Raw genomic sequence first — 24,813 nt, 5'->3', positions numbered from 1 at the left:
TCATGCCGAGACCCACCGAGCTGGCGAGCCTGTCTACTTGTTGCACCAAGTGGACAAGGTCGAGTGTCTGCTTGTAGTAACAAGCTGTCAAGGGGTGTCGGTACGCTTGTTGTAACCAGCCTGGTCAGGAAGGACGTGAGGCGGATGATCGATCCCGCAAGCTCCCGGCCGCTCTACCGCCAGCTCGCAGACGCCATCCGCTCGAAGATCCGAAGCGGCGAGTACCAGACGGGGACGGAGATTCCCAGCGAGCGTGAGCTGATCGAGGAGTACGGCGCCTCCAGGACGACCATCCGTCTCGCGCTGGGCGTACTTCGTAACGAGGGCCTGATCGCGGGTGGCCAGGGTCGGCGCCCGATCGTGCGGGCCAAGCCGCCGATGCGACACGTCATCACGCACGCGGACTCGCGCGTACGCAGGCAAGAAAACGCCGCTCAGGGCAAAGGGGACACGTTCCGCGCTGACCTCGCTGACGCCGGCCGCGACGGGCACTTCGTGATTTCCGTAGCGACCGAGCTGCCCGACGAAGCCATGGCGACGCGGCTGGAAGTCTCCGCCGACACGCCGGTGCTCGTCCGGCGCAGGACCCGGTTCGTTGACAATGAGCCATCACAAACCGAGGACTCGTACCACCCGGCAGCGATGGTCGCTGATACGCCGATCGCGGTGCCTGAGGACTTCGCCGCGGGAACGCTGCAGGTGCTCGAAGAGATCGGGCACGGTCCCGTTCGGAGCACACACGAGATCCTCTGCCGCGCAGCGACCCCGGACGAAAGCCACCGTCTCGGCTTGGTCGAGGGCGAGTGGGTCATGGAGCGCACGCAGCTCGTCTACGACGCCGAAAACCGGCCGGTCGAGGTCGTGACCGCTGTCTACCCAACCAGCCGCGGGCACGTCCTGATCGCCGAAGTCTCCGAGGCATGACGGACGCCGCAGGCCAGCTCGCGATCCGCCCCGCCAGCAGCGACGACGTTGACACCGTCGCTGGCATTCTCGCCGAGGCGGCACGCTGGCTCGCCGCGCGCGGCATTGAGCAGTGGCCCGCCGACGGCTTTCCGGTGGCGGACATCCGTGACCGCATCGCACGCGGCGAGACCTACGTAGCCGAGGCCGACGGGCACGCCGTCGCCACGATCAGTCTCGACTGGGCGGATCCCGACATGTGGGGGGCCGCGGGGACCGATGGGGCGGCTGTCTACGTCCACCGCCTGGCCGTCCTCCGCTCGGCAGCGGGACGCCGGATCGGGGAGCAGCTTCTCGCCTGGGCGGCGGCACAGGCGCTCGCTGCCGGGCGAGCGCAGGTTCGCCTCGACTGCGTGACAGCCAACGCCCAGCTCTGTCGGTACTACGTCGACCGCGGGTGGACACACGTCCGGGACATCACCGACGAGATCGGTACCGAGAGCCTGTTTCAGCGCGAAGCCTGGTCCGAGGTCACAGCCACCCGCTAAGTGGCCTGTGCCAACTTTCCTTGCTCCTTCAAGGCCCGCCTTCGGCGGGGAAGACCTCAGGGGGCTTCGCCCCCCGAACCCCCGCCGGCTCCCGAAGGGGTGGGAGGAACAGAGCAAGTCCGCGTGATCACTTCGGTATGCCGGCGCCCGAGGGCTACCACCGGAACCCCGACCGCGCAAGATCCGCACAGCAGATCGGCCGCGCAGGACCCGTTGGCGGATCTTGCACGGCCGAGAACCCGGAGGTAGGGCAGAGCCCGCCGGCACACCGAAGGGATCACGCTCTGCCTCAGGCTTGAGAGAGACCAGGCCTCGAAGCCTCAGGCCCCGGGAGGCGGGGGTCAGTAAAGCTCAACCTCCCAACCTTCGAGCTCCGGTTCGCCGGGCGGAAGCTCCCCGGTGCAGTACTGGTAGAGGAAGACAGCGGCACGTCGCTCGGCGTACTTCTCGTTGATGGGTTCGCCCTGGTCATCGAGTTCCAGGACGTTCATGAAGATCGCAAAACAGGTCTCCATCTGAGACGCCGACTCTGCCAGCTCGGTCCAGTAGTCGATGCCGTCCATCAGCGGATGGCCGACCGAACCTCGCGCCACCCACCCAGCGAAACGGCGAACCGCTCCCGACGCGCCATGACTCATCCGCACAGACATGCCGGGACCCTAGCGACACTGCGCCGCACGCGACGTGCACGGCCAGGACCCGACGACCCGCCGCGCAGCCGCCTGCGCGCGGCGCTGGCGCGCCGTGCTCGGCGGGCGCGTCGGGCCGCCACCCGGCCGCGCACGTCGGAGCGTCGCACCACGCAAGTTGATAGGACTCTGACCGGAGAGCTTCGTCTACACGATCGCGATCGGGCCGTGAAAGCCCTGGTACATCGGGGTGAGAGCCGAAGGCGGGGATTGAACCCGCGACCTATCGCTTACGAGGCGATTGCTCTGCCACTGAGCTACTTCGGCATGCACACCAGCAGGACCTACTGGTTGGCGCGGCTCCGAGTATGCCAGATGGGATGACCTGCTGACCGGTGCGGCTCGGGGTAGCGGATGCCCGTGCTGCACCGGCTCGCTCTGTGGGCTTGGGCCGCCGGGGAGCCGGCGGAGATGCGGTCCGACGTGGGCGAACTTCAACGGGTGATCTCCGCGTTCCGCGGCGCGAGTCGCTTGGATGATCTCTGCGTTCCGCGTTCCGCGGGATGGAGGTCGGTGGCCTTGGTCCGTCCGGGCCGACCTCGGCGTCCGCCTGGCCGTCGCGCGTCGCGCGTCGCACGGGCGAGTCGCTGGCTCGTCGCGCTTGACAAGCCGGGTGGGTCGTCACCGTCGGTCGGCGGGGCTCCTGGTTGGGTTCCCGTGCGGCAGCCAGGGGGTGTGTGGTGTCCGTGTGTGCTTCAAAGGTGCCCCGCGAGCGAGGATTTGGTATTGGGCTTCCGGATCGTGTCGTGACAGGCTGATGGGCCGCTAGGGGTCTAGGTGAGGCTCTCGTGACATAAAGTCCTCGCCCGGTTACGAACATGTGTCGGAGTCGACCCTCCCCCGGTCGGAATTTCGTCAAATGCGACCCCGCTCGCAGTGGCACTGGAGAGGTTGCGTAGGGTTTCGGCATGACCGGGGAAGCAGTCGCGACGACGACGCGAGGAGCCTCGCTCCTCGTCGCGGAGGATGACGAAGCATCGCGCGTCGCACTCGCGCGCAGTCTGGAACGTTTCGGATACCGCGTTCTGGAGGCGGCGGACGGCGAGACCGCGCTTCGCCTGTTCCAGACCACAGAGATCGACCTGGTTGTCCTCGACGTCGCGATGCCGCGCATGGACGGCTTCGCCGTGCTCAGCCGGCTGAGGCAGACGAGCGAGGTCCCGGTGATCATGCTCACCGGCCGGGCCGAGGAAGTCGACCGGGTGGTGGGCCTGGAGCTCGGGGCCGACGACTACGTCGTCAAGCCCTACTCGCTGCGCGAGCTGGTCGCGCGGGTCCGGGCCCGGCTGCGCCGCCGTCCCGTGGAAGCGCCGCCGCAACGGTCCGGGGACGGCAACGAGCCGCTGATCTACGGCGACGTGTCGATCGACCTGCGCGCCCGGGAGGTGGCTGTCGCGGGCGAGCGGATCGACCTCACCGCCCGTGAGTACGAGCTGCTGGCCTTCCTCGCCCGGCACCCGCGTCGCGTCTTCAGCCGTGAGGAACTGCTGGAGCAGGTCTGGGGCACCCGCTTCCAGGACCCGGCCACGGTGACCGAGCACGTCCGGCGAGTCCGGACCAAGGTCGAGGGGCGTCCGCCGCAGCGCCGCCTCGTCACCACTTTGCGTGGCATGGGCTACCGCTTCGACCCGTGAGCCGTTGACCGTCGGCCCTGGTCTGGCGGCGTTTCCGGCCGAGAGGCGGAAGCGGTCGCCAGGTCACGGCCGTCCTGGGGGTCAGGCCGGGCCGGCTGGGCGGGAGCGCCGCCGGCGAATCCGGTGGTGGCCCCCTTCGCCGGAGTCGGTCTGGCCCGTCGCGGAGCCCGCGTCGGGCTGGTTTGTCGTGCCGTCGCCGTCGCCGTCGGCGCGCGAAGCCGGGTCGACGACATCCGCATCCGCCGCTGTGCCCGCCGCCGGGCCGGCGCTGACCTGGTCCAGGTCGAGCCGACTCGGGTCGGCGAGGGCAGGCGTGGACGCGCAGCCGGAGGACCCGGCAGCGGGATAGGCGGCGTCGTGGGCCCGCCGGGACGAACACACCTCGGACCGGTCGCAGGCCTTGCGGCCACCGGCGTCGAGCGCGACGACGACCTGCTGACGGGGCACGTCGTGGCCGATCACGCGGCCCGGACCGTCGGGCGTGCGCGCGCTGGCGCCGACCGCCGGGACGGCCGCGGCGAACTCCTCGTACAGCGGATGCTCGTAGCGCAGGCAACACATCAGCCGCCCGCAGGCCCCGCTGATCTTCAGCGGGTTCAGGGCCAGGTTCTGGTCCTTGGCCATCCGGATGCTCACCGGCTCGAAGTCGGTGAGGAACGTCGAGCAGCACAGGTCCCGGCCGCATGAGCCGATCCCGCCCTGAAGCTTCGCGCTGTCGCGCGCGGACAGCTGGCGCAGGAGTACCCGGGTGTCCAGCGTCCGGTTGAGGTCACGGACAAGCGCGCGGAAGTCCACCCGCCCGTCGGCGGTGAAGTAGATCGTGAAGGTGCCGGCCGAGCTGACATGGTCGACCCCGACGATCTTCATCGGGAGCCCGTGCTCGCGGACCAGCCGTCTGGCGGCGACCCTGGCCTGGGCGCGCCTCCGCCGGGAGGCCGCCTCCCGTTCCACGTCCTCGTCGGCCGCGAGCCCCGCCAGTACGGGCAGGTGCCCGATGTCGTCGCTGACCCACTGGGGCGCCCACATGCAGGTCGCCACCTCGGCGCCGTCGTCGGTCGGGACCAGTACCCGGTCGCCGACCTTCGGCGCGAGTAACCCGGGATCGGCGTAGTAGAGCTTCCCGCGGGGGGAGAACGCCACCGCGCACATCATCGGCATGGGTAGCCCGCGCCTTCCGTGTCCCCGCGCTCTTCGGGTCCTCCGCCGGTGGCCCGCGCCCGCCGCGTCAAGCCGCGGCCTCGGCGACGACGGCTCCGCATTTCCGCGCCGACTGGGGGATCGACGCCGGACATGGTTCGGATCCGGGCCAGCCGGAACCAGATGGGGGAGCCGGCGGGATTCGCCCTGCGGCCAGCAGCGTACGTCCCGGGGCCGTCCCCGAGCATCAGGTTCGGTGGAGCCTGAGCGGTTCGTCCTCATCCTCGTGGTAGCGGCCGTCGTCGCGCAGCGTGCTGAACCCCAGGTGAACCGACTGGTGGCATTCTGGTATTGGTCGGTATCGGACGGTAGCAGGCGGGTCGTTGCGTAGCCGCGCGAGTCGTCGGTGTGAGTACAAGCCTACCGTTCGGTATCGGCCGCAGCGCCGAAGAGGCTTCTGCGAGTACCGACGGACGGAGGAACGGGCATGAAGGCTACGTATAGGGCACCGACCCTGCAGGCTGAGGGCTCCTTCCGCGAGCACACCGGCTTCGGCTTTGGCTTCGGCGGCTTCGGACTCGGTTTCGGCTGGGGCCGATTCGGCTGGGGCGGCGGCTGGGGCGGCGGCTGGGGCGGCGGCTGGGGTGGTGGCTGGGGCTGCTGACGCGCGCAGCCTCGCACCGGCGATCTCCGGCCGGTCACCTCGGCTTCTCGCTCTTCAACTACGGGACAAGTCTCACCCGCCAGCTGAGGAGAGACGACCCGGTGGCGGTGGATCTTCATCCACCGCCACCGGCGTTTCTCGTGGTTCGTGACGCGGGCGCCCACCCTCGGCGCTTTCCGGTCACTCCACGCGATGGACGCGTAGTGGATCCCTGGGTGGGACACCAGTGACTGGTTGGATGCGAGCGGTTATCGCCCCGTCGGGTTACGGCTCACAGGTTGGTGGCTGCCGCTTCGTCCGGCCGGAGCGCGCCGATGGGCGCCGCCGAACTGGATGGACGGAGGAATCGACCATGAAGGCTACGTACCAAGCGCCGACTCTCGAGGTCGCAGGCTCGTTCCGCGACTGCACCGGCTGGGGTGGCTGGGGCGGCTGGGGCGGTTGGGGCGGCTGGGGTGGCTGGGGTGGCTCGGGCGGAGGTTGGGGTGGCTGGGGCAACTGGTAACAGCCCGTACAGCCGTGCCGGCAGCTGACCGGCACTCAGCTCCTGATCCCGATGCCTCTGAAAGCAGACATCCCGCAAGCAGGACTCGTTGGTGGCGGTGGTCGCTCGATGACCACCGCCACTGGCGTCCACTGGGCCGGGCGCGGCGGCGGGCCTGCCCGGCCGGCGGGGCCGCGGCATCGGCGGCGACAGAAGCGGGTACCGACACGGAAGAGCATGGTGAGGGAGAACTCACGGAAGGTGACGGCTCGGATGAGGATTGTGTGTGTCGGCGGCGGGCCCGCCGGGCTGTACTTCGCGATCTGCGCCAAGCAGCGTGACCCCAGCCATGAGATCACCGTGATGGAGCGCGACCCCGCCGGATCGACGCACGGCTGGGGGGTCGTCTACTGGGAACAGCTGATCGACATCATGTACCGCAACGACCCGGTCGGCGCCCAGGCGGTGCATGACGCCTCGACGCTGTGGCAGGAGCAGCGGCTCACCATCGGTGCTCGGACCGCCTACATGCCTGGCCACGGCTACGGCATCCAGCGGTCGGTCCTGCTTGACCTGTTCACCCGGCGTGCGCGCGAGCTCGGCGTCCAGCTGCGGCACCGTCAGGAAATGGCCGACGCGGCGGAGCTACAGGCGTTGTGCGCTGAGAATGACCTGGTGGTCGCCGCGGACGGCGGGCGCAGCCGGGTGCGGCGGCTGGCCGGGCCGGATGCCTTCGGCACCCGGCTCGAGGAGGGAAGCAACCCGTACATCTGGCTGGGCACCGACCAGCGGTTCACGGACTTCCGGTTCGCGTTCGAGCGCACCGAGCATGGCTGGATCTGGTTCCACTCGTATCCCTCGGCCGCGGACGGCGGCACCTGCGTCTTCGAATGCGCGTCGACGACCTGGGCCGGGCTCGGTCTGGACCGGCTCGACGACGCGGCCGGGCGCGAGCTGCTGGAGACGATCTTCGCCCGTCAGCTCGCCGGTCACCACCTTCTCGGCGGCGACGGCGGCCGGGACGCGACTCGGCCAGCCCACTGGCAGCGGTTCACCCATGTCGGCAACCGCTCGTGGCGGCACGACAACATCGTGCTGATCGGCGACGCCGCGCACACCACCCACTTCACGTTCGGGTCAGGAACCGCGCTGGCGATGATGGACGCCGTCATGCTCGCCCGGTTCCTGCGCCAGCACGACGGCGACGTCCCGGCGGCACTGACGGAGTTCGACCGCTCCGGGCGTCTCGCGGTCGGCCGGGTGCAGGCGCACGCGCGCAGAGGCTCGGACTGGTTCGAACGAATGGACGATCTCCTCGACCGCGAGCTGGCCAGCCCGGACAGTGAGCAGGATGGGCCGGATCCGATGACGGTCGCGATGGCGATGGGGAGCCGTCATGGCGGCGGCATCCAGCCGCTGCGCCGCCACGTGCTGCGGTCGAACCAGGTCCCGGCGGTGCGCCGGGTCTACCGGGAGGCCAGCACGGGCACCCGTTGGCTGCGCGACCGCCGCCGTGCCCGCGAGCTGGCCCGCGTCGGCTAGGCACGGGACGAGACCGCGGCGAAGCAACGCCCACGCCGGCCGGTCCCAGACCGGCTGGCGCGGGCGGTGCGCCGGGCTGGCCGTGACCGCGCGGTTACGGCTCCCGCAGCGTGAGGGCGAGGGACTCGACGGTGAGCTGGGCCACCAGTCCCGGGTTGGCAGCGAGGGCGTCGCGGGTGGCGAGGACCGCCTCCAGGCGCTGGAGCGTGCGTTCCGGTGCCGCCCGGGCCGCCAGGGTCGCGATCTCGCGGGTGGCGTCGGTATTGACCGGGTCGACGGTGGCGCCGAGCTGCTGGGCGAGGACGTCACGGTACAGGCCGGCGAGATCGAGCAGGGCCCGGTCGAGCGAGTCCAGGACGGTGCGCCGGCCCCGGCTCTTCTGTGACTTCTCCAGGTCCTTGAGAGCCCCGGCCGCGCCGCGCACCAGCATCGTCTTCGCCTTGGGCGCGGCCTTCGTGGCTGGTCTCGCCCGGCCGGTGCCACCGGACGAGGTGGCGCCCATACCGAGCGCGGTGCGCAGCGCGCCGGCCTCCGCCTCGTCGCGCTCGGCGTTCGCTGTCTGTGCGTCCGCGTTCGCGGCGGCGACGAGGTCGCCAGCCGCGGCCAGGCAGTCGGCCACCCGGCCGAGCCGGCTCGGGAGGGCCAGCACCTGAGCCCGTCGGGCCCGGGTCTCGTCGTCGGTCGCGAGCAGCCGCGCCCGGCCGAGGTGCCCCTGCGCCGCTCGGGCCGCGACCTGGGCTGTCGCCTCGTCGACGCCGTCGCGCAGCAGCGCGCCGACGAGGTCGTCGACGGTTGGCAGCCGCAGCGCCACCACCCGGCAGCGGGACCGGATCGTCGGCATGACGTCGTCCACGGACGGCGCGCACAGCACGAAGACCGACCGCTGGGCCGGCTCCTCCAGCGCCTTCAGCAGCGCGTTCGCGGCCGCGTCGGTCAGTCGCTCGGCCTCCTCGATGAGCAGGATCCGGTACCGGCCGCTGGTGGGCGCGCTCGCCGCGTCCCGGACCAGCGCCCGGACGTCCTGGACCCCGAGCGAGAGCCCCTCGGCCCGGACCGTGCGCAGGTCCGCCGCCGTGTCGGTGAGCACGGTGTGACAGCCGACGCACTCGCCGCAGCCCGGCCGTGCGCCGGCCTCGTCGGCGCGCACGCAGCTCAGCGCGGCGGCGAAGGCCCGGGCCGCGTCGGTCCGGCCCGCGCCGGCCGGACCGGTGAACAGCCACGAGTGGGTCATTCCGGCCCGCGCGGCCGCCAGCGCCCCCTGCGGCCCGCCGGCGAGCGTCGCGGCCACCGCCGCGGCGGCGAGCGTGTCGACCACGGCGTCCTGGCCGACAAGCGCGTCCCAGACAGTCACCCAGGCCCCTCCCGGTGCCCAGCGGCCTCGGTGCCCGCCGCGTCGTGATACGCCGTGCCGTCGCCGTAGGCGGTCCCTTCATCCGGGGCGGTCACGGCCGGCGCGGGCTCGGAGAGGCGGCGTTGGACGGCCTGCCGGATGCGGCCGCGCAGCTCGCTGGCCGGAGCCGTCCCGTCGAGCACCAGGTAGCGGTGCGGCTCGTCGTCGGCGAGCTGCAGGAGGGCCACCCGAACCCGCTCGTCGAACCGTCCGGCTCGGCCGTTCGCCGTCGCGGCGGGGCCGCCCGGCTCCGTGTCGAGCAGGATCGTCACATCGGGCACCAGGGACCTGGTGGCCCAGTGCGACAGCTCGGTCAGCTCGTCGAGGGCGGCGCACGCCTCGGCGCTCTGCCGGGCGATCTCCGCGTCGAGGTAGGAGTCCGTGAGCACCACCGCGCCGCGCGCGAGGGCCGGCTCGATCACCCGGGCGACGTGCTCGGCGTGGATCGCCGCCGTCAGCAGCGCCGTGGTCCGCGGGTGCAGCCCGGCGGCAGGGTCCGGCTGTGCCGTGCGCAGCGCGGCCTCCAGCCCGGACGTGTCGGCCGGGCGCTCCGCGGTGACCAGGACCTCGCGACCGGCCTCGACCAGCCATCGGCGCAGCGATTCGAGCTGGTCGGCCCGGCTCCTGGAGTCGGCGCCCTCCATGGCGACGAAAAGCCCGGCGTGGCGCGGCCGACGGACCCCGCGGCGGCCGCGCAGCGCGTTCCACAGCTCCGGCAGCACCGGAACGCCCGAATGGTCGTCCATCTGCCGGTAGGCGAAGAGCCCGACCACGATGGCCAGGGCACCACCGCACAGCAGCACCACCGTCACGCCGTCGGCGCGGACGTTGACCTCGCCCCACAGATGGATCTGATGGGTGCCGATCAGGCCCACGAGCGCCGGCGCGACCGCCAGTACCAGCAGCAGGTCGACGCGGACCAGCGACTGCACCAGCGCGAACGTGCGCCCGCGCAGCTCGTCGGCCACCTCGGCCTGCAGCAGGGTGTTCCCGGTGACCCAGGCGACTCCGGCGAACATCCCGACCAGAACGACCAGGATGCAGGCGAGCACCAGGTTCGGGATGATCGCGACGAACACGAGCGTGATGCCCGCACCCGTGACGCAGACGCCGAACAGCCTGGTACGGCTGTAGTCGCCCAGCAGCCTGGGCCCGGCCGCCATGCCGGCCGCCAGGCCCACGAACACCGCGCCGAACAGCACGCCGTAGGCCGAGTCGCCGCCGCCGAGGATCTTCACGTAGAGCCGGCCCAGCGCGATGACGCAGCCGGCGCCGGCGAACCCGCCGAGGATGCCGACGACCAGGCCGCGGACCAGCCGGTCCTGGCCGACGAACTTCCAGCCCTCGGTGATGGAGGCGAAGAAGCCGGGCCCCGGGCCCTGGTCGGGCCGCTGGGCCTTGCCGATCGAGCGCAGCCCCCAGATCACGATCGCCGACAGCAGGAACGTGACCGCGTTGAAGTACAGGGCGAGGTCGACCGGCGAGTCCCGGAACCACGGATAGCTGGGCGCCAGGCTGCGGGCCAGCGTCGCCAGCAGCGCGAAGATCGCAGCGGCCACCGGCGCGCTGCCGTAGGTCGTGATCAGGCTCAGCGTGTTCGCGGCGGCCAGGCGCTCCTTGGGCACCAGGTGCGGGACGCTCGCCTCCTTGGCCGGCGCCCACAGCAGCGTCACGCATTCGACCAGGAACGACGCGATGAACAGCCAGGCCAGCGTCCCGACGAGCGGGATCGAGGCGAACAACGCGAAACGCATCAGGTCGGTGACGACCATGGTGCGGCGGCGGTCGAGCTTGTCCGCGACCGCCCCGGCGATCGGGCCGAAGATCAGCGCCGGCATCAGCCGGATGATCAGAAGCGAGCCGATCCCGTAGGCCTGCCCCGAGAAGCTGTGCGCCAGCTCGGCCACCATCGCCGTCGTGGCGAGCAGACCCATCCAGTCCCCGAGGCTGGACAGCCCGAGCTGGATCCAGAGCCGGCGGAACTCCGGGATGCGCAGCACGGCACGGACGTCGCCCTCGTCCGAGCTCGCCGGGGCTCGCCGCTCAGGCGGCTCGGGGACGCTGGTGACCGGGTGCTGGCCGACAGACCGGTGCGCCCAGCCGGCCCGCCGCGCGCGTCGTTCGACTAACGCGGTGCCAGGCCCCTCCGCCGCGTGCCCGCCGGCGGGCACCCCGTAGTGCTCGCGCCCGTTGGGGGCAGGGGCTGCCGGAGAGCCATCCGTGGGCCGAGGCGGCAGCCCGGCCGCAGAGGTCTGCGCCCCCGGGGAGCCGTCCCCCGGGGGGGCATCGCGGGTGTCCTGGAAGCCGAGCGGCGCTCGGCGAACGGAGCCTTCCGCCTCGTCCGCCGGCGACATCAACCCTCGCCGGCGCCGTCAGCGCCAGCCGCGGACCGCTTCGTCGCGCGCGTGCCGGTCTTCGCGGTCGTCTTCGCCGTGGCCTTGGCGGTTGACGAGGCTCGTGCCGACGGCTTCGACTTGGCGGTACTCCCGGCCTTCGCCGGTGCCTTCGCGCCCGTCCGCGCGGTGGCGCGGCGCGGGGTCGCGGGGCCGCGGGCCCGCCGGTCGGCGAGCAGCTCGGCCGCGCGTTCGATCGTCAGGGTGTCGATCTCGTCGCCCTTGCGCAGGCTGGCGTTGGTCTCGCCGTCGGTGACGTAGGGGCCGAACCGGCCCTCCTTGAGCACCACCGGCTTGCCGTTCGCCGGGTCGGCGCCCAGCTCGCGCAGTGGCGGGATCTCGGCCGCGCTGCGCCGGCCGCGCGTCTTCGGCTGGGCGAGCAGGTCCAGCGCCTCCTGCAGCGTCACGGTGAACAGCTGCTCCTCGTTCGCCAGCGACCGGCTCTGCGTCCCCTTCTTGACGTAGGGGCCGTACCGGCCGTTCTGGGCGGTGATCTCCTCACCGTCCTCGCCGGCGCCGAGCACCCGGGGCAGGGTGAGCAGCTTGCGGGCGTCGTCGAGGGTCAGCGTCTCCAGCGACATGGTCGACAACAGGCTCGCGGTGCGCGGCGGCTCGGTGTCGGTGGTGACGTACGGGCCGTAGCGGCCGGCCTTGGCGGTGATCGTGGCGCCGTTGTCCGGGTCGGTGCCGAGCACCCGGTCGCCGGACGGTGCGTCGAGCAGCTCCAGTGCCTTCGGGATCGTCAGCTCGTCCGGGGGCAGGTCCTCGGGGACGCTGGCCCGGCCCTCGCCGTGCTGGACGTAGGGGCCGTACCGGCCGACCCGCACGACCACCGGAACCCCGTCCTCGGTGGCACCGAGCGGGATCGAGTTGACCTCGCGGGCGTCGATCTCCCCGAGGCGCTCGCTGACGAGGTGCTTGAGGCCTGGGTCGGGGCTGGCGCTCCTGCCGTTCGCGGCCGGCCCGGCAGCTGGCACCGCGGCAAGGGCGGCCGCGTCGTCGCCGAAGTAGAACCGGGTCAGCCAGTCGGCGGACGCGGACGAGCCGGCGGCGATCGCGTCGAGGTCGTCCTCCATCGTCGCCGTGAACCGGTAGTCGACCAGCCGGCCGAAGTGGTCCTCCAACAGCCCGACGACGGCGAACGCCACGAAGCTGGGGATCAGCGCGGAGCCCTTCTTCCAGACGTACCCGCGGTCCTGGATCGTGCCGATGATCGACGCGTAGGTCGACGGGCGGCCGATGCCCAGCTCCTCCAGCGTCTTGACCAGGCTCGCCTCGGTGAACCGCGGCGGCGGGCTGGTCGAGTGGCCGCGCGGGTTGAGGCCGCGGGTGGCCAGCGGGTCGCCCTGGCGGACGTCGGGCAGCCGGGTCTCGCGGTCCTCAAGCTCCGCGTCCGGGTCGTCCGCGCCTTCGACGTAGGCCCGCAGGAAGCCGGGGAAGGTGATGACCTTGCCGGTCGCGGCGAACTCGGCGTCCTCGTTCGTGCTGGACTTGCCGCCGAGCCGGACGGTGGCGCTGGTGCCGCGGGCGTCGGCCATCTGGCTGGCGACCGTGCGCTGCCAGATCAGCTCGTAGAGGCGGAAGCCGTCGGTGTCGAGCTCGCGGCGCACCTCGCCCGGGGTGCGGAACGTGTCGCCGGAGGGGCGGATCGCCTCGTGCGCCTCCTGGGCGTTCTTGACCTTCTTCGTGTAGACCCGCGGCTTCTCCGGCACGTACTCCGGGCCGTAGAGCTGGCGGGCCTGCTCGCGGGCCGCGGCCAGGGCCGTCTCGGACAGGTTCGTCGAGTCGGTCCGCATGTAGGTGATGTAGCCGTTCTCATACAGCTTCTGCGCGATCTGCATCGTGCGCTGGCTGGAGAACCGCAGCTTGCGGCCCGCCTCCTGCTGGAGGGTGGAGGTCATGAACGGCGGGTACGGCGAGCGCTTGTACGGCTTCGTCTCCACCGAGCGGACCGCGAACGTGGTGTCCGCCAGCCGTTCGGCCAGGCCGCGGGCGGCCGCCTCGTCGAGCCGGACCACCTCGGCCGAGGTCAGGTTGCCGGTCGCGTCGAAGTCACGGCCGGTCGCCAGCCGGCGGCCGTCGAGGGCGACCAGGGCCGCGGGCAGCGGCGTCGTGTCGGGGGCCTTTCCGTCGTGGCCGACGGTGGCCACGAACCGGCCCTCGATGTTCCAGTAGCCGGCGGAGCGGAAGCGCATCCTGGCCCGCTCCCGCTCGACCAGGATCCTCGTCGCGACGCTCTGGACCCGGCCGGCCGACAGCCTCGGCATGACCTTCTTCCACAGCACGGGGGAGACCTCGTAGCCGTAGAGACGGTCCAGGATGCGCCTGGTCTCCTGGGCGTTGACCAGGTTCTCGTCGATCTCACGCGGGCTGTCGACGGCGCGGCGGATCGCCTGCGGGGTGATCTCGTGGAAGACCATCCGCTTGACCGGGACCGTCGGCTTGAGCGTCTGCAGCAGGTGCCAGGCGATCGCCTCGCCCTCGCGGTCCTCGTCTGTCGCGAGGTAGAGCTCGCTCGCGCCCTTGACCAGCTCCTTGAGCTTGGACACCTGCGGGCGCTTGTCCGGCGTGACGATGTAGAGCGGCGCGAAGCCGTTGTCGACGTCCACCCCGAGCCGGGCCCACGGCTTGCCCTTGTGCGCGGCCGGCACGTCCGCGGCGCTGCGCGGCAGGTCCCGGATGTGGCCGATGCTCGACTCGACCTGCCAGCCCGGGCCCAGGTAGCCGGCGATCGTCTTCGCCTTCGCGGGCGACTCGACGATCACCAGTCGGGTGCCGGTGCCGCCCGGCGCTCGCCTGCGCCCGCCACCGCGGGTGGTGCCGGACGACGTCTCGGCGTCGTCGACCTGCTCGGCCGGGTCGACGTCCTCTGCGTCGAGGTCGAGCGGTTCGGCTAGCGGTGTGGACGACCGGGACGGGGTCCGGGCCGTCGTCTTCGCGCGCGGTGGCACTGGTCTCCTCGGTACTGCGTGTGCTCGGCTCTGCGTTTGGTGAGCATCGTGGGGTCCGGGAACTACCCCCGGATCGATATTGGGTCTTCCGGAGCTGCCAGAAGGTCAGCGACTACGGTAGGCCGGCTCGGTTGTCAGCGGTCGCGTCCCGACGGCGGCCTCGGCTGCCGCGTGTCGTGCTGCACGGTACGCCGCGCCGTCGCGGTCGGCTGCTCGCCGCCCGGCCGGGTAGACCGGCGCAGGTCCGATCGTGGCACGCTCGCGACCGCGGAGGACGAGTCCCCCCGGTCACAGCCCGCCTGCCGGACCCCCGCTCCCACCACTACCAGTGAACCCGAGATATCGCGAGAGTAGGGTCCGGCGCTCTGCGGGGCCAGTTACCGACTCGCTGGCGGCACCTCTGGCCGGGGTGGTGCGCCGGCCAGAGGTGCCGCTCAGGTGGGCAGGGCAACCCGGATTGGGCTTTGGACGACAACGACCACCCGCCTCCGGCCGAACCGGTGACGGGTGGTCGTTGTATGTCGATGTGGCGTGGCGGCGGTCAGGACCGCCGGCCCGTCACCATCTCGTCAGACGTTCACCTGGTCGGGAGCGGTCGCGGGCTGGCCGGCCGCCGTCGCCACGACGACGTTCGACGAGACCGCCGTCCCGCTGTTCCCAGGCGTGGCGTCGAGAGCCGAGCCGCGCCGCTTCGAGATGGTGATCACCGTCGCGATCACGGCGAGCGCCACGAGGGCGATGAGGACCCGCAGCCATGTGTTCTTGTCCGCACCGACGGAGAACTTGACCACCGTTGGCGCGATCAGCAGGCTGACCAGGTTCATCACCTTGATCAACGGGTTGATCGCCGGGCCGGCCGTGTCCTTGAACGGGTCGCCGACGGTGTCGCCGATGACCGTGGCCGCATGGACGTCGGAGCCCTTCCCACCGTGCATGCCGTCCTCGACCAGCTTCTTCGCGTTGTCCCAGGCACCGCCCGAGTTCGCGAGGAAGACGGCCATGAGCACGCCGCCGGCGATCGCGCCGGCGAGATAGCTGCCCAGGGGCGGGTAGCCGAGGCCGAAGCCGACCGCGATCGGCGCCATCACGGCGAGGGTGCCGGGTGTCACCAGCTCCCGCAGCGAGTCGCGGGTGCAGATGTCGACAACCGCGCCGTAATCGGGCTTCTCGGTTCCTTCCATGATCCCCGGGTGGTCCTGGAACTGCTTGCGGACCTCCCAGACGACCCGCCCGGCGGCCCGGCCGACGGCGTTGATCGCCAGGCCGGAGAACAGGAACACGACGGCGGCGCCGAGGATCAGGCCGACCAGCGCGTCCGGGTAGGCGACGTTGAGGCCGCCGATGGTTCCGCGCGTGGTGCTCGGGGCGACGCCCGCCTTGGCGAGAGCCTCGGTGATGGTGTCGGTGAACGAGCCGAACAGCGCCGTCGCGGCGAACACCGCGGTGGCGATCGCGATGCCCTTGGTGATGGCCTTCGTGGTGTTCCCGACCGCGTCGAGCGAGGTGAGGATTGTCGCCCCCTCCTCGGTGACCTCGCCGGACATCTCGGCGATGCCCTGCGCGTTGTCGCTGACCGGGCCGAAGGTGTCCATCGAGATGATGACGCCGACGGTGGTCAGCAGGCCGGTGCCGGCCATCGCGACGGCGAAAAGCGCCACAGTGATGCTGCCGGAGCCGAGCAGGTATGCGCCGAACACCGCCGCGCTGATCAGGACCGTCGAGTAGACCGCCGATTCCAGGCCGACACCGATGCCGGCCAGGATGTTGGTGGCCGGACCGGTGGTGGACGCGTCCACCACGCTGCGGACCGGCTTGCGCTTCGTCTCGGTGAAGTAGCCGGTGAGCAGCTGGATCGCCGCCGCGAGCACGATTCCGATGAGGCAGGCGCTGATGGCGATGACCTGCGGGTCGCCCTGCGGGATGCCGCCGGTCAGGTCGTGGAATCCCTTGAAGCTGCCCGGCAGGTAGACGAGCGCGACCGCCACGACGCCGATCGCGGAAATGACGGCCGAGATGAAGAACCCGCGGTTGATCGCCGCCATCCCGTCCCGGTCGCCGGACCGCGGGGCGACCGCGAAGATACCGATGACGGCGGTGATGACGCCGATCGCGGGGATCAACAGCGGGAACACCAGGCCGTGCGAGCCGAAGGCCTTGATCCCGAGAATGAGCGCGGCCACCAGGGTGACCGCGTACGACTCGAAGAGGTCGGCCGCCATGCCGGCGCAGTCGCCGACGTTGTCGCCGACGTTGTCCGCGATCGTCGCCGCGTTGCGCGGGTCGTCCTCGGGGATTCCCTTCTCCACCTTGCCGACCAGGTCGGCGCCGACGTCCGCGGCCTTGGTGAAGATGCCGCCGCCGACCCGCATGAACATCGCGAGCAGCGCGGCGCCGAAGCCGAAGCCTTCCAGCACCTGCGGCGCGGTGTGCTTGAAGATCAGCACCACCACCGCGGCACCGAGCAGGCCGAGGCCGACGGTGAACATGCCGACGACGCCGCCGGTGCGGAAGGCCAGCCGGAGCGCGGCCTTCTCACCGCGCTCATTGGCGGCCGCCGCTGTCCTGGTGTTCGCCCTGGTCGCCAGCGACATGCCGACGAAGCCGACGAGCGCGGAGAACACCGCACCCACGACGAAGAACGCCGACCGTCCGATCCGGGCGCCCAGGTCGTCGGCCGGCAGGGCCAGCAGCACGAACGGGATGACGACGACGAACGCGGCCAGGGTTTTGAACTGTCGGCTGAGGTAGGCCGCGGCACCCTCCTGGACGGCCTTTCCTACCTCGATCATCTTGGGGCCGCCCTGGCTTGCCGCGAGCACTTCGCGGACCAGATAACCGGCCACCAGCAGGGCCAACGCTGCGATGAGCGCCACACCGGCGACCAATCCCAGTTGCCCGCCAGTAAGGTCGATCCCAGTGCCCGCGGGTGACTCCGCGGCCTGGATCGGGGGCATGGTTCCTCCCGGTCTGCACTTTTTGTCCCCTGCCTGATCGGCAGCGCGTACCCCGTCATCGCTCGACGAGGCACGCGCATCCGACGGTCACAGCACGGCGTCGCATCGGACGACGTCGTGGGTGGCTACTCGGGGATGTTGTGGACTCGCGGTTTCCGCGGGTGGCGGCGCGCAGGCGACATCGCCGGGCGGGACCGGCTGCAACCGATTCCGCGGGCATCCCGGAATGGTGTCGCGGTGCCCTGTGACAGGGCACCGCGGTGAACCGACCGGGCCGGCGTCTGCGTGGCCGTTCCTAGCGGAAGCTCCTGCGTCCCCACCTCCACCGCAAACTCCACCGGGAGCACCAACGGGGTCACGGTCGGCCCGTTGAGACCGTCCGTGAGATGCGGCGGAGTCTATCCACACCTCTGCGGCGTGCGCTCGTTTTTGAGCCTCCCGCCCCGTGACATGTTTGGCCAACTGCGGCCCTACCTGCGGGTACGTAGCGACCATGTGGTGAGCGGCTTTCCCCGGACGCGCAGCGCAAACCGGGCCGAAAAGCCAGAGGTCAGCAGGCGGATCTTCCGCAAATGTCACCCGGCTGTCGCCGAAAAATCCCGATCGCGACAGCCCCGGACCACGGTCCGTCGCGGCCCGGTCCGGGTCCGCCCACGCCGGATCCGGCGTGGGCGGCTGGGCTACCTCAGCGGACCGTCACCAGGCCGCCGTCGATGAGGGAGCCGATATCCCAGGTCATCGTGACGACCGTGCCGATGCCGTCCGGGCGGCGGCGGACCTCCACGTCGTCGACGAGCCCCTCAATGAGGGCCAGCCCGATGCCTGGCGGCAGCGCCGATCCGGCGCCTGCCGGGTCCGCGTCGCCGGGCAGGTACTCGGCGCCGGGGCCGTCCGCGGCGGTCTGGGTGCCGTACCCGGCGACGCCGAACAGCGCGGGCAGGCCGAGCGGCCCGCCGTCGGGGCCAGGAGCGGCGTCGTCGCCCGGCTCGCCGGCGTCGGTGACCGAGACCGTGAACACGCCGTCAGCGCCGGTCATCCTGACGACGACGGGGTCCTCGGGAGCCCGCAGGCGGTTCACGTTCACCGCTCGCAGGCAGGCCTCGCCTACCGCGAACCTGATCTCGTCAAGGGCGTCCGCCGGCACCAGGGACCGCCGGGCGACCGCCGAGGCGACCATGCGGGCGGTGCGGACATGTCCCGGAAGGGCGGGGAGCCGCAACTCGACGGTGGACATGCCGAGACTGGGTGTGTCGACGGTGGATGTGTCGACGGTGGACATGCGGCGCCTCCCACCGATCTGCTTCTCCGGCGACACGAGGCCGCCCGCAACGGGTCCGGGGCGCAGATCGGCGGGTCCCCGGCCAGGGGCACATTCTTGTCGTTCGAGGTGGTGCTTGTCCTGTTTCGCGGACTTCCCTGGTTGCGGGGCTCGACTATTTGATCACCGTTGGTAGCGACCCGGGGGTGGGCCGCGGCCGAAAGCCGCAGGTGGGGTCCGTCCTGGCGGCCAACGTGGTGTCGAGACCGCTCGGCAGCCGGCTGGCCGCTCGCGGCGACCTCGACGCATCCGGGTGCACAGGCGGACGAAGCGGGGCATCGTGTCCCCGCCGGCTCCGGTCCGGGCCGGCGGGGACGGCGTCCGAGGCAGCCTGACCGGCCGGCCCGGCGAAGCGGTCCGTGCGAGCGCTCAGCCGTACCGACGGGTCGGCGGCGTTGGCACGGTCCATCCGGCGCTGCTGCTCAGTCAGTGGCGGTGAGTGCTTCCTCGACGGAGGCGTGGATCGGGAAGACCTTGGTCAGGCCGGTGATCCGGAAGATCTTGAGGATGCGCTCCTGCGTGCACACGAGGCGCAGCGAGCCGTCGTGCGCGCGGACTCGCTTCAGGCCCCCGACCAGGACGCCGAGGCCGGTGGAGTCGAGGAACTCGACGCCCTCCATGTCGACGACCAGGTGGTAGGAGCCGGCGGAGACCAGGTCGATGAGCTGCTCGCGCAGCTTCGGCGCGGTGTAGACGTCGATCTCGCCGCCCACGACGACGACCGTGTGGTCGCCTTCCTGACGGGTCGTGAGGGACAGGTCCACGGGGGTCCTCCTGGGGGTGTTGCGTCGTCGGCGGTGCTGCGGCATCAGGGAGCGTCTGGCGGTCGTCGGGCTGCGCGGTGGCCGGGCCCGGTGGGCCCGGTTTCAGGCGCCATTACCCGGCCACACGGAGGATCAATCCGTCTGGCTCGGGCACGACCAGCCGGTGCCGCCGCGCCGGGATGACCCCGCGCGCCGGACCTGACGCGTACCGACGCCAACGGAAATCTACGCCGGATCTTGCGGCTTCGGGTGCGACCGACGGTGACCGAGCTTCGTTCGATTGTCAGAAGACACCGCGGTGGCTTCCACAGTCGCGGCCTGACGTCTTTCCGGGCCGGTTCTGTGGGATATGTCGGATGAGCGCTGGTTGTCCGGGAGACTGCCGCGTCCGCGTGGTCCGTCGGGACCTCTTGGGACGCGGGGCGTGTGTTGGCCGTACTGCCCGGATCCCGGCCGCCGCGCGAGAGCGCCCACCTGCCGTGTCCGAGGCGGCCTTCGCCTGATCCGCGTCTCGCCCACTATGCCGCCCTGTCCTGAGCGGGTGCGCACTATCCTGACTCGGGTGATTCCGACGGTGGGGACCGACCGGGGCTCCGAGATCCTTTCCCGGCTGCGGGCGGATCGTCGGCGCGACCGCTGCGTCACCCACGTCGAACGAGTCCCGGCCCGGCCCGGGTCCCCGGTGGACTGGCCGGGCTGGGTCGACCCGCTGCTGCTGAGCCGGCTGAGGGCTGCCGGCGTGACGGCGCCCTGGAGCCACCAGGCGGCGGCGGCGACGACCGCGCACACCGGCCGCAGCGTCGTGCTGTCGACCGGCACGGCGTCCGGCAAGTCGCTCGGGTATCTGCTTCCCGTGCTCAGCGCGCTGCTCGCGGATCCCGGCGCACGGGCTCTGTACCTGGCGCCCACCAAGGCCCTCGCTCACGACCAGCTGCGCGCGGTCCGCGCGCTCACGCTGACCGCCGTCCGCGCCGCCAGCTACGACGGCGACACGCCGGCCGCCGAGCGCGAGTGGGTGCGCGCGCACGCGAACCTCGTGCTGACGAACCCGGACATGCTGCATCGGGGCATCCTGCCGGGACACCGCAGGTTCGGCCCGTTCCTGCGGGGCCTGCGTTTCGTCGTCGTCGACGAGTGCCACGGCTATCGCGGGGTGTTCGGCGCGCACGTCGCGCAGGTGCTGCGCCGACTACGCCGGATCTGCGCACGCTACGGGGCTGACCCGGTCTTCGTGCTCGCCTCGGCGACCGTCGCCGACCCGGGCGTCGCGGCCGGTCGGCTGACCGGAGTCGACGTCGAGGTGGTCGACGAGGACGGCTCGCCGCGCGGCGCGACCGACTTCGTCCTCTACGAGCCGCCCCTCTTCCTCACCGCGCCCCGAGACCAGCCCGCCGGGGTGGCAGGCCGGCCGCCGGCTCCACCCGGCGCCGAGGGCCCCGGGAGCTCGGAGGGGCCGAGTGACGGTCAGGGGCCGGGCGGCGTCCAGGGGCCGGGCGTCGGGGAGAACGGTGCGCCGGTGCGGCGGTCGGCGACAGCGGAGGCGGCAGACCTGCTGGTGGACCTGGTCGTCGACGGGGTGCGCACCCTGGTCTTCGTCCGCTCCCGCCGGGCCGCCGAGGTGGTCGCCAACTCGGCTCGCCGGGCGCTCGGCCTGGTGGCGCCCGAGCTGGGCGAGCACGTCGCCGCGTACCGGGCCGGCTACCTGGCCGAGGAGCGGCGCGAGCTGGAGGCCAGGCTGCGCTCCGGCGACCTGCTCGGGGTCGCCTCGACGTCCGCGCTGGAGCTCGGCGTCGACATCAGCGGGCTGGACGCGACGGTGATCGCTGGCTACCCGGGCACGCTGGCCTCGCTGTGGCAGCAGGCCGGGCGGGCCGGGCGGGCGGGCCAGGGCGCGCTGGCGGTGCTGGTCGCCCGGGATGACCCGCTCGACACCTACCTGGTGCACCACCCCGAGGCGGTGTTCGGCCGGCCGGTCGAGGCGTCGGTCTTCGACCCGGACAACCCCTATGTGCTCGGCCCCCAGCTGGAGTGCGCGGCGGCGGAACTGCCCGTCACCGAGGCCGATCTGGCTCTGTTCGGCCCGTCGGCCAGAGCGGTGCTCGACGACCTGGTCCGCCGCGGCCGGCTGCGGCGGCGCCCGAACGGCTGGTACTGGACGCAGCGGTCGCGCCCGGACGTCGACATCCGGGGGGTCGGTGGACCGCCGGTACGGATCGTCGAGGCCGACACGGGCCGCCTGCTGGGAACCGTCGACGCGGCCACCTCGCACTCCACCGTTCATTCCGGCGCGGTCTACCTGCATCAGGGTGTGAGCTTCGTCGTCGACGATCTCGATCTCGACGAGTCGGTCGCGTTCGTCGTCCGGGCGGCGACGGACTGGACGACGACCGCCCGTGACCACACCGACATCCGGATCGTCGAGTCCAGTCGCGCCCGGCCGGTGGACGACGACCTGACCGTGTACTTCGGCACCGTCGAGGTGACCAGCCAGGTGGTCGGCTACCAGCGGCGACTGATCACCACCGGCGAGGTCCTCGGCGACGTGCCGCTCGCCCTGCCGCCGCGCCACCTGCGCACCCGCGGCGTCTGGTACGCGGTTTCGGACCGGCTGCTGGAGCACGCGGCGATCGAGCCGGAGGACGTGCCCGGCGCGGTGCACGCCGCCGAACACGCCGCGATCGGCCTGCTGCCGCTGTTCGCGACCTGTGACCGGTGGGACATCGGCGGTGTCTCGACCGCGCTGCATCCGGACACCGGTCAGACGACGATCTTCGTCTACGACGGGCACCCCGGCGGCGCCGGCTTCGCGGAGCGTGGGTTCGGCCGGTTCGGGCCCTGGCTGACCGCGACCAGGGACGCGGTCGTCGCCTGTGAGTGCCCGGCGGGCTGCCCGTCCTGCGTCCAATCGCCCAAGTGCGGCAACGGCAATGATCCCCTGGACAAGGCGGCGGCCGTCCGCCTGCTCGACACCGTTCTGGACCGGCTCCGCTCGACCTGACGGAACCCGTTGTGTCCGAGGCGGGTATGTGCGCGCCAGGTGGGTACTTCGCGATCGTCGGGGGTGATCTAGCCCGTCGCCGGGCTCGCTCGGCCGGCGGCGGAGCGCCCGGCAAGGGTGCTCGTCCGATCACTAGGGGCTCCGCCGGTCCGTGGTAGCGGATCGACGGAGCAGGCCTCGGGCGGCCGACGCCCTCGCCCTGGCCCGACGCCCACGAGGAAATCCGACTAGTCGGGGGATCTGGAGGTCACGGTGTTCACCCTTGGCGTGGTGCTGCTCGTCATCGCGGGCGGGCTCACCGCCGACATCGTGCTGGAGAGCAACGACGTGACGCAGGTCGCGCTCTTCGGTCACGAGTTTGCATTCGACAACTGGCGACTGTTCGTGTTCGGGCTGCTCACCGGTGTGCTCACCGTGATCGCTCTTCAGCTGATGCTCAGTGGACTCGTCCGCGGTGGCCGTCGTCGCAAGGTCCTGCGGGTCCAGCGGCGCGAGCTCGCCGCCGTCTCACGCTCGGCTGGGTCGACCGTCCCGCAGGCGACCGCCCCGACTTCGCTGGCTCCGACCGCGCAGGCTCCGACCTCGCCGGCGCCGGCTCCGGTGGCGCCGGCCGCGCAGCCGACGGCTCCGGCCCGGCCGCGGTCCGGCCGCCGCTCGACGGACGGCACGTTGGTCGGATCCGGTCGCGCGGCGTCAGCGGGCACCGCGACCGGGGCCTCGGCCGCCGGCCCGGCGCCGGTGGCCGTCTCGGATGACTCGGCGACGGGGACGATGCCCTTCCGGCGGTTCCGCGGGGCGGTCGGCAAGCCAGCCGGCTCCGACGGTGTGGTGGTCACCGATCGTGGCGACGCGGTGCCCGCGCAGTCCTCGAGCAGGACCGGCGCGGCCGCGGTCTACCCGACGGACCGCCCGAAGGACCGGGTGGTGGCCCGCGCCCGCAGCGCGAGCGACACCGTTGGCCAGGACACCGTTGGCCAGGACACCGTTGGCCAGGACACCGTTGGCCAGGACACCGTCTGCGAGTGAGGTCTTCCGGCTGAGATCGCACGAGTCACGCCCCGCTAGTGAGATTGCTCCGCAGGTGCCTCCGATCGTCAGGTGACTCCGACCTTCCGGACCTCGCTACGACCAGGTGCACGCCGCGCCACGCGCTGGCCAACGGGCTAGCCAGAACGTCGCCAGCCGACCGCTCGTCCAGGACGGCCCACGGCCGAGACCGTTAGCCCGGTCCGGCCGTGGGCCGTTGGGCTGCGCCGATCCACGGTCCTGCCCGCGCGGTGGCAGCGAGCGGGCCGAGCGCCCGCAATACCGGTGGCAGCCGTGCCGCCGCGACTACCTCGACGGTGCCGCCCTCGGTTCGGCAGGTGAGCAGGTCCGTGCGGTTGCGGGCCGCGAACGTTTGGGCGTGCGCGCAGGCGGCGGCCGGGTCGCCAGTGCGGTCCATAGCCCCGGCCAGCGCCGCGAGGTCCGCGCCGGTGGCCGCCTGCCGTCGGGCTATGGTCACCGCACTGACGGCGAGCAGGATCGCGCCCACCGTTGCCACGACGAGCAGCCAGCCGAGCAACAGCACCGTTGCCGAGCCACGATCGCGGCTCCGGCACCGCGGTGGCCGAGGCTGTCGCCTTCGCTCTGGCTCTGGCTTGCCGGGCGCGCTCACCCGTTGTTCTCGCTGTTCTCGCTGTTCGGTAAGCCCGTGCTCGGGCTCGGGTCGCCAGCTGCGCTCGTGGCCTGCTGAACCGCGGATGGCCCGGACGCTGTCGGTGGCGGTCTGCTCGCCGCGGAAGCCGCGCCAGCGGGGCTTCGGCCAGGACCTGCTGCCGGGCCCGCCGACGGCACACCGGTTGGCTGCGGCGTGAGGCCGGCGGGGACGCCACTGGCGCCGTCAGGGACGCCGCTGGGGCGGACGGTCGTCAGCGGGGGCCGGGTGCCCCTGCCCGAAGGAGGCGGCACGCTGGGAGACGCGGCGTCGCCCCCGACTGGATCGACCACTTCGGCCGACGCCGCGTTCGTGATCGCAAGTTCGGACGGAGCTGTCGCTGTCGCGGTAAGCGCGAGGGGCGTCACGAGCGGGCCGGCCGCGACGATCCGGTAGCGCACCGTCACCGCCACCTGGTCGTCCCGTCGGGCGATCTCGACTGTCGCGCCGGCCGGCGCCGCGTCGCGGACCCACCTGGTGACCTGGCCGTCGTCGTCGCCGCGGGCGGCGGCCCGGGCTCCGATCCTTGCCGCCTCGTCCAGGCGCGCCTGTGCACCGACCGCGGCGAGCAGCCACAAGGCCAGGACGACGACCGCGCCCAGCGTCGGCAGGCCGAGGGCCAGCTCGGCGGTGGCCTGACCCCGGTCGGGCCGCCAGGCCCCGCGGGCGCGCGCCTGAGGCGCGCTGTCTGGCGGGATGAACCGGCGATCCGGCGGTGCCGCGGGCGCGCCGCGAGTCCGCTTCACGG

18 protein-coding genes and 1 tRNA gene are annotated in these 24,813 nt (G+C 72.0%); 8 read left to right on the top strand and 11 right to left on the bottom strand.

Translation table 11 applies throughout. From position 1 onward, the window contains the following. Nucleotides 1–144: 144 nt before the first annotated feature. Both FRADC12_RS28355 and FRADC12_RS11655 read left to right on the top strand, forming a co-directional pair. A complete protein-coding gene (locus FRADC12_RS28355; protein ID WP_198152867.1) occupies nt 145–924 on the top strand; it encodes a GntR family transcriptional regulator in 780 nt (259 codons plus the stop codon). Next, on the top strand, nt 921–1,451 hold the full coding sequence (locus FRADC12_RS11655) for a GNAT family N-acetyltransferase (RefSeq protein ID WP_045876664.1): 531 nt from the start codon (nt 921–923) through the stop codon (nt 1,449–1,451). Before FRADC12_RS28355 ends, FRADC12_RS11655 begins: the two co-directional genes overlap by 4 nt. Before the next feature lie 341 nt (nt 1,452–1,792). On the opposite strand, the gene FRADC12_RS11650 is transcribed toward FRADC12_RS11655, so the two are convergent. Continuing rightward, entirely contained in the window at nt 1,793–2,101 is a 309-nt protein-coding gene (locus FRADC12_RS11650) for a DUF7677 family protein (protein ID WP_045876663.1), read from the bottom strand. 234 nt (nt 2,102–2,335) lie between these two features. After that, nucleotides 2,336–2,407 (bottom strand) — tRNA-Thr (locus tag FRADC12_RS11645). Between the two features lie 641 nt (nt 2,408–3,048). Here FRADC12_RS11645 and FRADC12_RS11640 point away from each other — a divergent pair. Then, nucleotides 3,049–3,774 (top strand): response regulator transcription factor, encoded by a 726-nt coding sequence (locus FRADC12_RS11640; protein WP_013421521.1) that lies wholly within the window; start codon nt 3,049–3,051, stop codon nt 3,772–3,774. Between the two features lie 81 nt (nt 3,775–3,855). Here FRADC12_RS11640 and FRADC12_RS11635 read toward each other — a convergent pair whose 3' ends face one another. Further along, a complete protein-coding gene (locus FRADC12_RS11635; protein ID WP_045876662.1) occupies nt 3,856–4,932 on the bottom strand; it encodes a PSP1 domain-containing protein in 1,077 nt (358 codons plus the stop codon). 466 nt (nt 4,933–5,398) lie between these two features. Here FRADC12_RS11635 and FRADC12_RS31165 point away from each other — a divergent pair, with 466 nt between their 5' ends. The 3 genes from FRADC12_RS31165 (at nt 5,399) to FRADC12_RS11630 (ending at nt 7,601) form a co-directional block, all read left to right on the top strand. Then, nucleotides 5,399–5,575, top strand: a complete 177-nt coding sequence (locus FRADC12_RS31165) for a putative RiPP precursor (RefSeq protein WP_157488812.1) — start codon at nt 5,399–5,401, stop codon at nt 5,573–5,575. A 352-nt stretch (nt 5,576–5,927) separates the two neighbouring features. Then, nucleotides 5,928–6,080, top strand: a complete 153-nt coding sequence (locus tag FRADC12_RS31160) for a lasso RiPP family leader peptide-containing protein (RefSeq protein ID WP_157488811.1) — start codon at nt 5,928–5,930, stop codon at nt 6,078–6,080. Between the two features lie 252 nt (nt 6,081–6,332). Further along, nucleotides 6,333–7,601: an FAD-dependent monooxygenase gene (locus FRADC12_RS11630; RefSeq protein ID WP_045876661.1), complete on the top strand. Its 1,269-nt coding sequence runs from the start codon at nt 6,333–6,335 to the stop codon at nt 7,599–7,601. A 94-nt stretch (nt 7,602–7,695) separates the two neighbouring features. On the opposite strand, the gene FRADC12_RS11625 is transcribed toward FRADC12_RS11630, so the two are convergent. The 6 genes from FRADC12_RS11625 to FRADC12_RS11595 all read right to left on the bottom strand — a co-directional run bounded on the left by FRADC12_RS11625 (nt 7,696) and on the right by FRADC12_RS11595 (nt 19,371). After that, nucleotides 7,696–8,952, bottom strand: a complete 1,257-nt coding sequence (locus tag FRADC12_RS11625; protein ID WP_045876660.1) for a DNA polymerase III subunit delta' — start codon at nt 8,950–8,952, stop codon at nt 7,696–7,698. Continuing rightward, nucleotides 8,949–11,345: a bifunctional MFS transporter/dTMP kinase gene (locus tag FRADC12_RS11620; protein ID WP_045876659.1), complete on the bottom strand. Its 2,397-nt coding sequence runs from the start codon at nt 11,343–11,345 to the stop codon at nt 8,949–8,951. The genes FRADC12_RS11625 and FRADC12_RS11620 overlap by 4 nt, the downstream gene beginning before the upstream one ends. Further along, nucleotides 11,345–14,335: a type I DNA topoisomerase gene (gene topA / locus FRADC12_RS11615; protein WP_045876658.1), complete on the bottom strand. Its 2,991-nt coding sequence runs from the start codon at nt 14,333–14,335 to the stop codon at nt 11,345–11,347. Before topA ends, FRADC12_RS11620 begins: the two co-directional genes overlap by 1 nt. A 569-nt stretch (nt 14,336–14,904) precedes the next feature. Then, a complete protein-coding gene (locus FRADC12_RS11610; protein WP_045876657.1) occupies nt 14,905–17,289 on the bottom strand; it encodes a sodium-translocating pyrophosphatase in 2,385 nt (794 codons plus the stop codon). Between the two features lie 685 nt (nt 17,290–17,974). Further along, entirely contained in the window at nt 17,975–18,568 is a 594-nt protein-coding gene (locus FRADC12_RS11605) for an ATP-binding protein (protein ID WP_157488810.1), read from the bottom strand. A 461-nt stretch (nt 18,569–19,029) separates the two neighbouring features. Beyond that, a complete protein-coding gene (locus FRADC12_RS11595) occupies nt 19,030–19,371 on the bottom strand; it encodes an anti-sigma factor antagonist (protein ID WP_045876655.1) in 342 nt (113 codons plus the stop codon). 520 nt (nt 19,372–19,891) lie between these two features. Here FRADC12_RS11595 and FRADC12_RS11590 point away from each other — a divergent pair. Beyond that, on the top strand, nt 19,892–22,369 hold the full coding sequence (locus FRADC12_RS11590; RefSeq protein WP_045876654.1) for a DEAD/DEAH box helicase: 2,478 nt from the start codon (nt 19,892–19,894) through the stop codon (nt 22,367–22,369). A gap of 252 nt (nt 22,370–22,621) precedes the next feature. Next, nucleotides 22,622–23,395 (top strand): hypothetical protein, encoded by a 774-nt coding sequence (locus FRADC12_RS11585; RefSeq protein ID WP_045876653.1) that lies wholly within the window; start codon nt 22,622–22,624, stop codon nt 23,393–23,395. A gap of 193 nt (nt 23,396–23,588) precedes the next feature. On the opposite strand, the gene FRADC12_RS11580 is transcribed toward FRADC12_RS11585, so the two are convergent. After that, on the bottom strand, nt 23,589–24,026 hold the full coding sequence (locus FRADC12_RS11580) for an Rv3654c family TadE-like protein (RefSeq protein ID WP_052710857.1): 438 nt from the start codon (nt 24,024–24,026) through the stop codon (nt 23,589–23,591). Continuing rightward, nucleotides 24,023–24,811: a TadE family type IV pilus minor pilin gene (locus FRADC12_RS32185; RefSeq protein ID WP_198152865.1), complete on the bottom strand. Its 789-nt coding sequence runs from the start codon at nt 24,809–24,811 to the stop codon at nt 24,023–24,025. Before FRADC12_RS32185 ends, FRADC12_RS11580 begins: the two co-directional genes overlap by 4 nt. Nucleotides 24,812–24,813 lie beyond the last annotated feature (2 nt).

Origin of the sequence: Pseudofrankia sp. DC12 (assembly GCF_000966285.1) — a bacterium.
In the GTDB taxonomy this organism is placed as follows: domain Bacteria; phylum Actinomycetota; class Actinomycetes; order Frankiales; family Frankiaceae; genus Pseudofrankia.
Note: the sequence above shows the minus strand (reverse complement) of the source record. Positions and strands in the feature narration are given on the sequence as shown.

What these genes read in the sequence shown, in the direction of transcription:
- FRADC12_RS28355 (WP_198152867.1), top strand. Translation starts at nt 145, where the DNA reads ATGATCGATCCCGCAAGCTCCCGGCCGCTCTACCGCCAGCTCGCAGAC.
- FRADC12_RS11655 (WP_045876664.1), top strand. Translation starts at nt 921, where the DNA reads ATGACGGACGCCGCAGGCCAGCTCGCGATCCGCCCCGCCAGCAGCGAC.
- FRADC12_RS11650 (WP_045876663.1), bottom strand. Translation starts at nt 2,101, where the DNA reads ATGTCTGTGCGGATGAGTCATGGCGCGTCGGGAGCGGTTCGCCGTTTC.
- FRADC12_RS11640 (WP_013421521.1), top strand. Translation starts at nt 3,049, where the DNA reads ATGACCGGGGAAGCAGTCGCGACGACGACGCGAGGAGCCTCGCTCCTC.
- FRADC12_RS11635 (WP_045876662.1), bottom strand. Translation starts at nt 4,932, where the DNA reads ATGCCGATGATGTGCGCGGTGGCGTTCTCCCCCCGCGGGAAGCTCTAC.
- FRADC12_RS31165 (WP_157488812.1), top strand. Translation starts at nt 5,399, where the DNA reads ATGAAGGCTACGTATAGGGCACCGACCCTGCAGGCTGAGGGCTCCTTC.
- FRADC12_RS31160 (WP_157488811.1), top strand. Translation starts at nt 5,928, where the DNA reads ATGAAGGCTACGTACCAAGCGCCGACTCTCGAGGTCGCAGGCTCGTTC.
- FRADC12_RS11630 (WP_045876661.1), top strand. Translation starts at nt 6,333, where the DNA reads ATGAGGATTGTGTGTGTCGGCGGCGGGCCCGCCGGGCTGTACTTCGCG.
- FRADC12_RS11620 (WP_045876659.1), bottom strand. Translation starts at nt 11,345, where the DNA reads ATGTCGCCGGCGGACGAGGCGGAAGGCTCCGTTCGCCGAGCGCCGCTC.
- FRADC12_RS11610 (WP_045876657.1), bottom strand. Translation starts at nt 17,289, where the DNA reads ATGCCCCCGATCCAGGCCGCGGAGTCACCCGCGGGCACTGGGATCGAC.
- FRADC12_RS11605 (WP_157488810.1), bottom strand. Translation starts at nt 18,568, where the DNA reads ATGTCCACCGTCGACACATCCACCGTCGACACACCCAGTCTCGGCATG.
- FRADC12_RS11590 (WP_045876654.1), top strand. Translation starts at nt 19,892, where the DNA reads ATGCCGCCCTGTCCTGAGCGGGTGCGCACTATCCTGACTCGGGTGATT.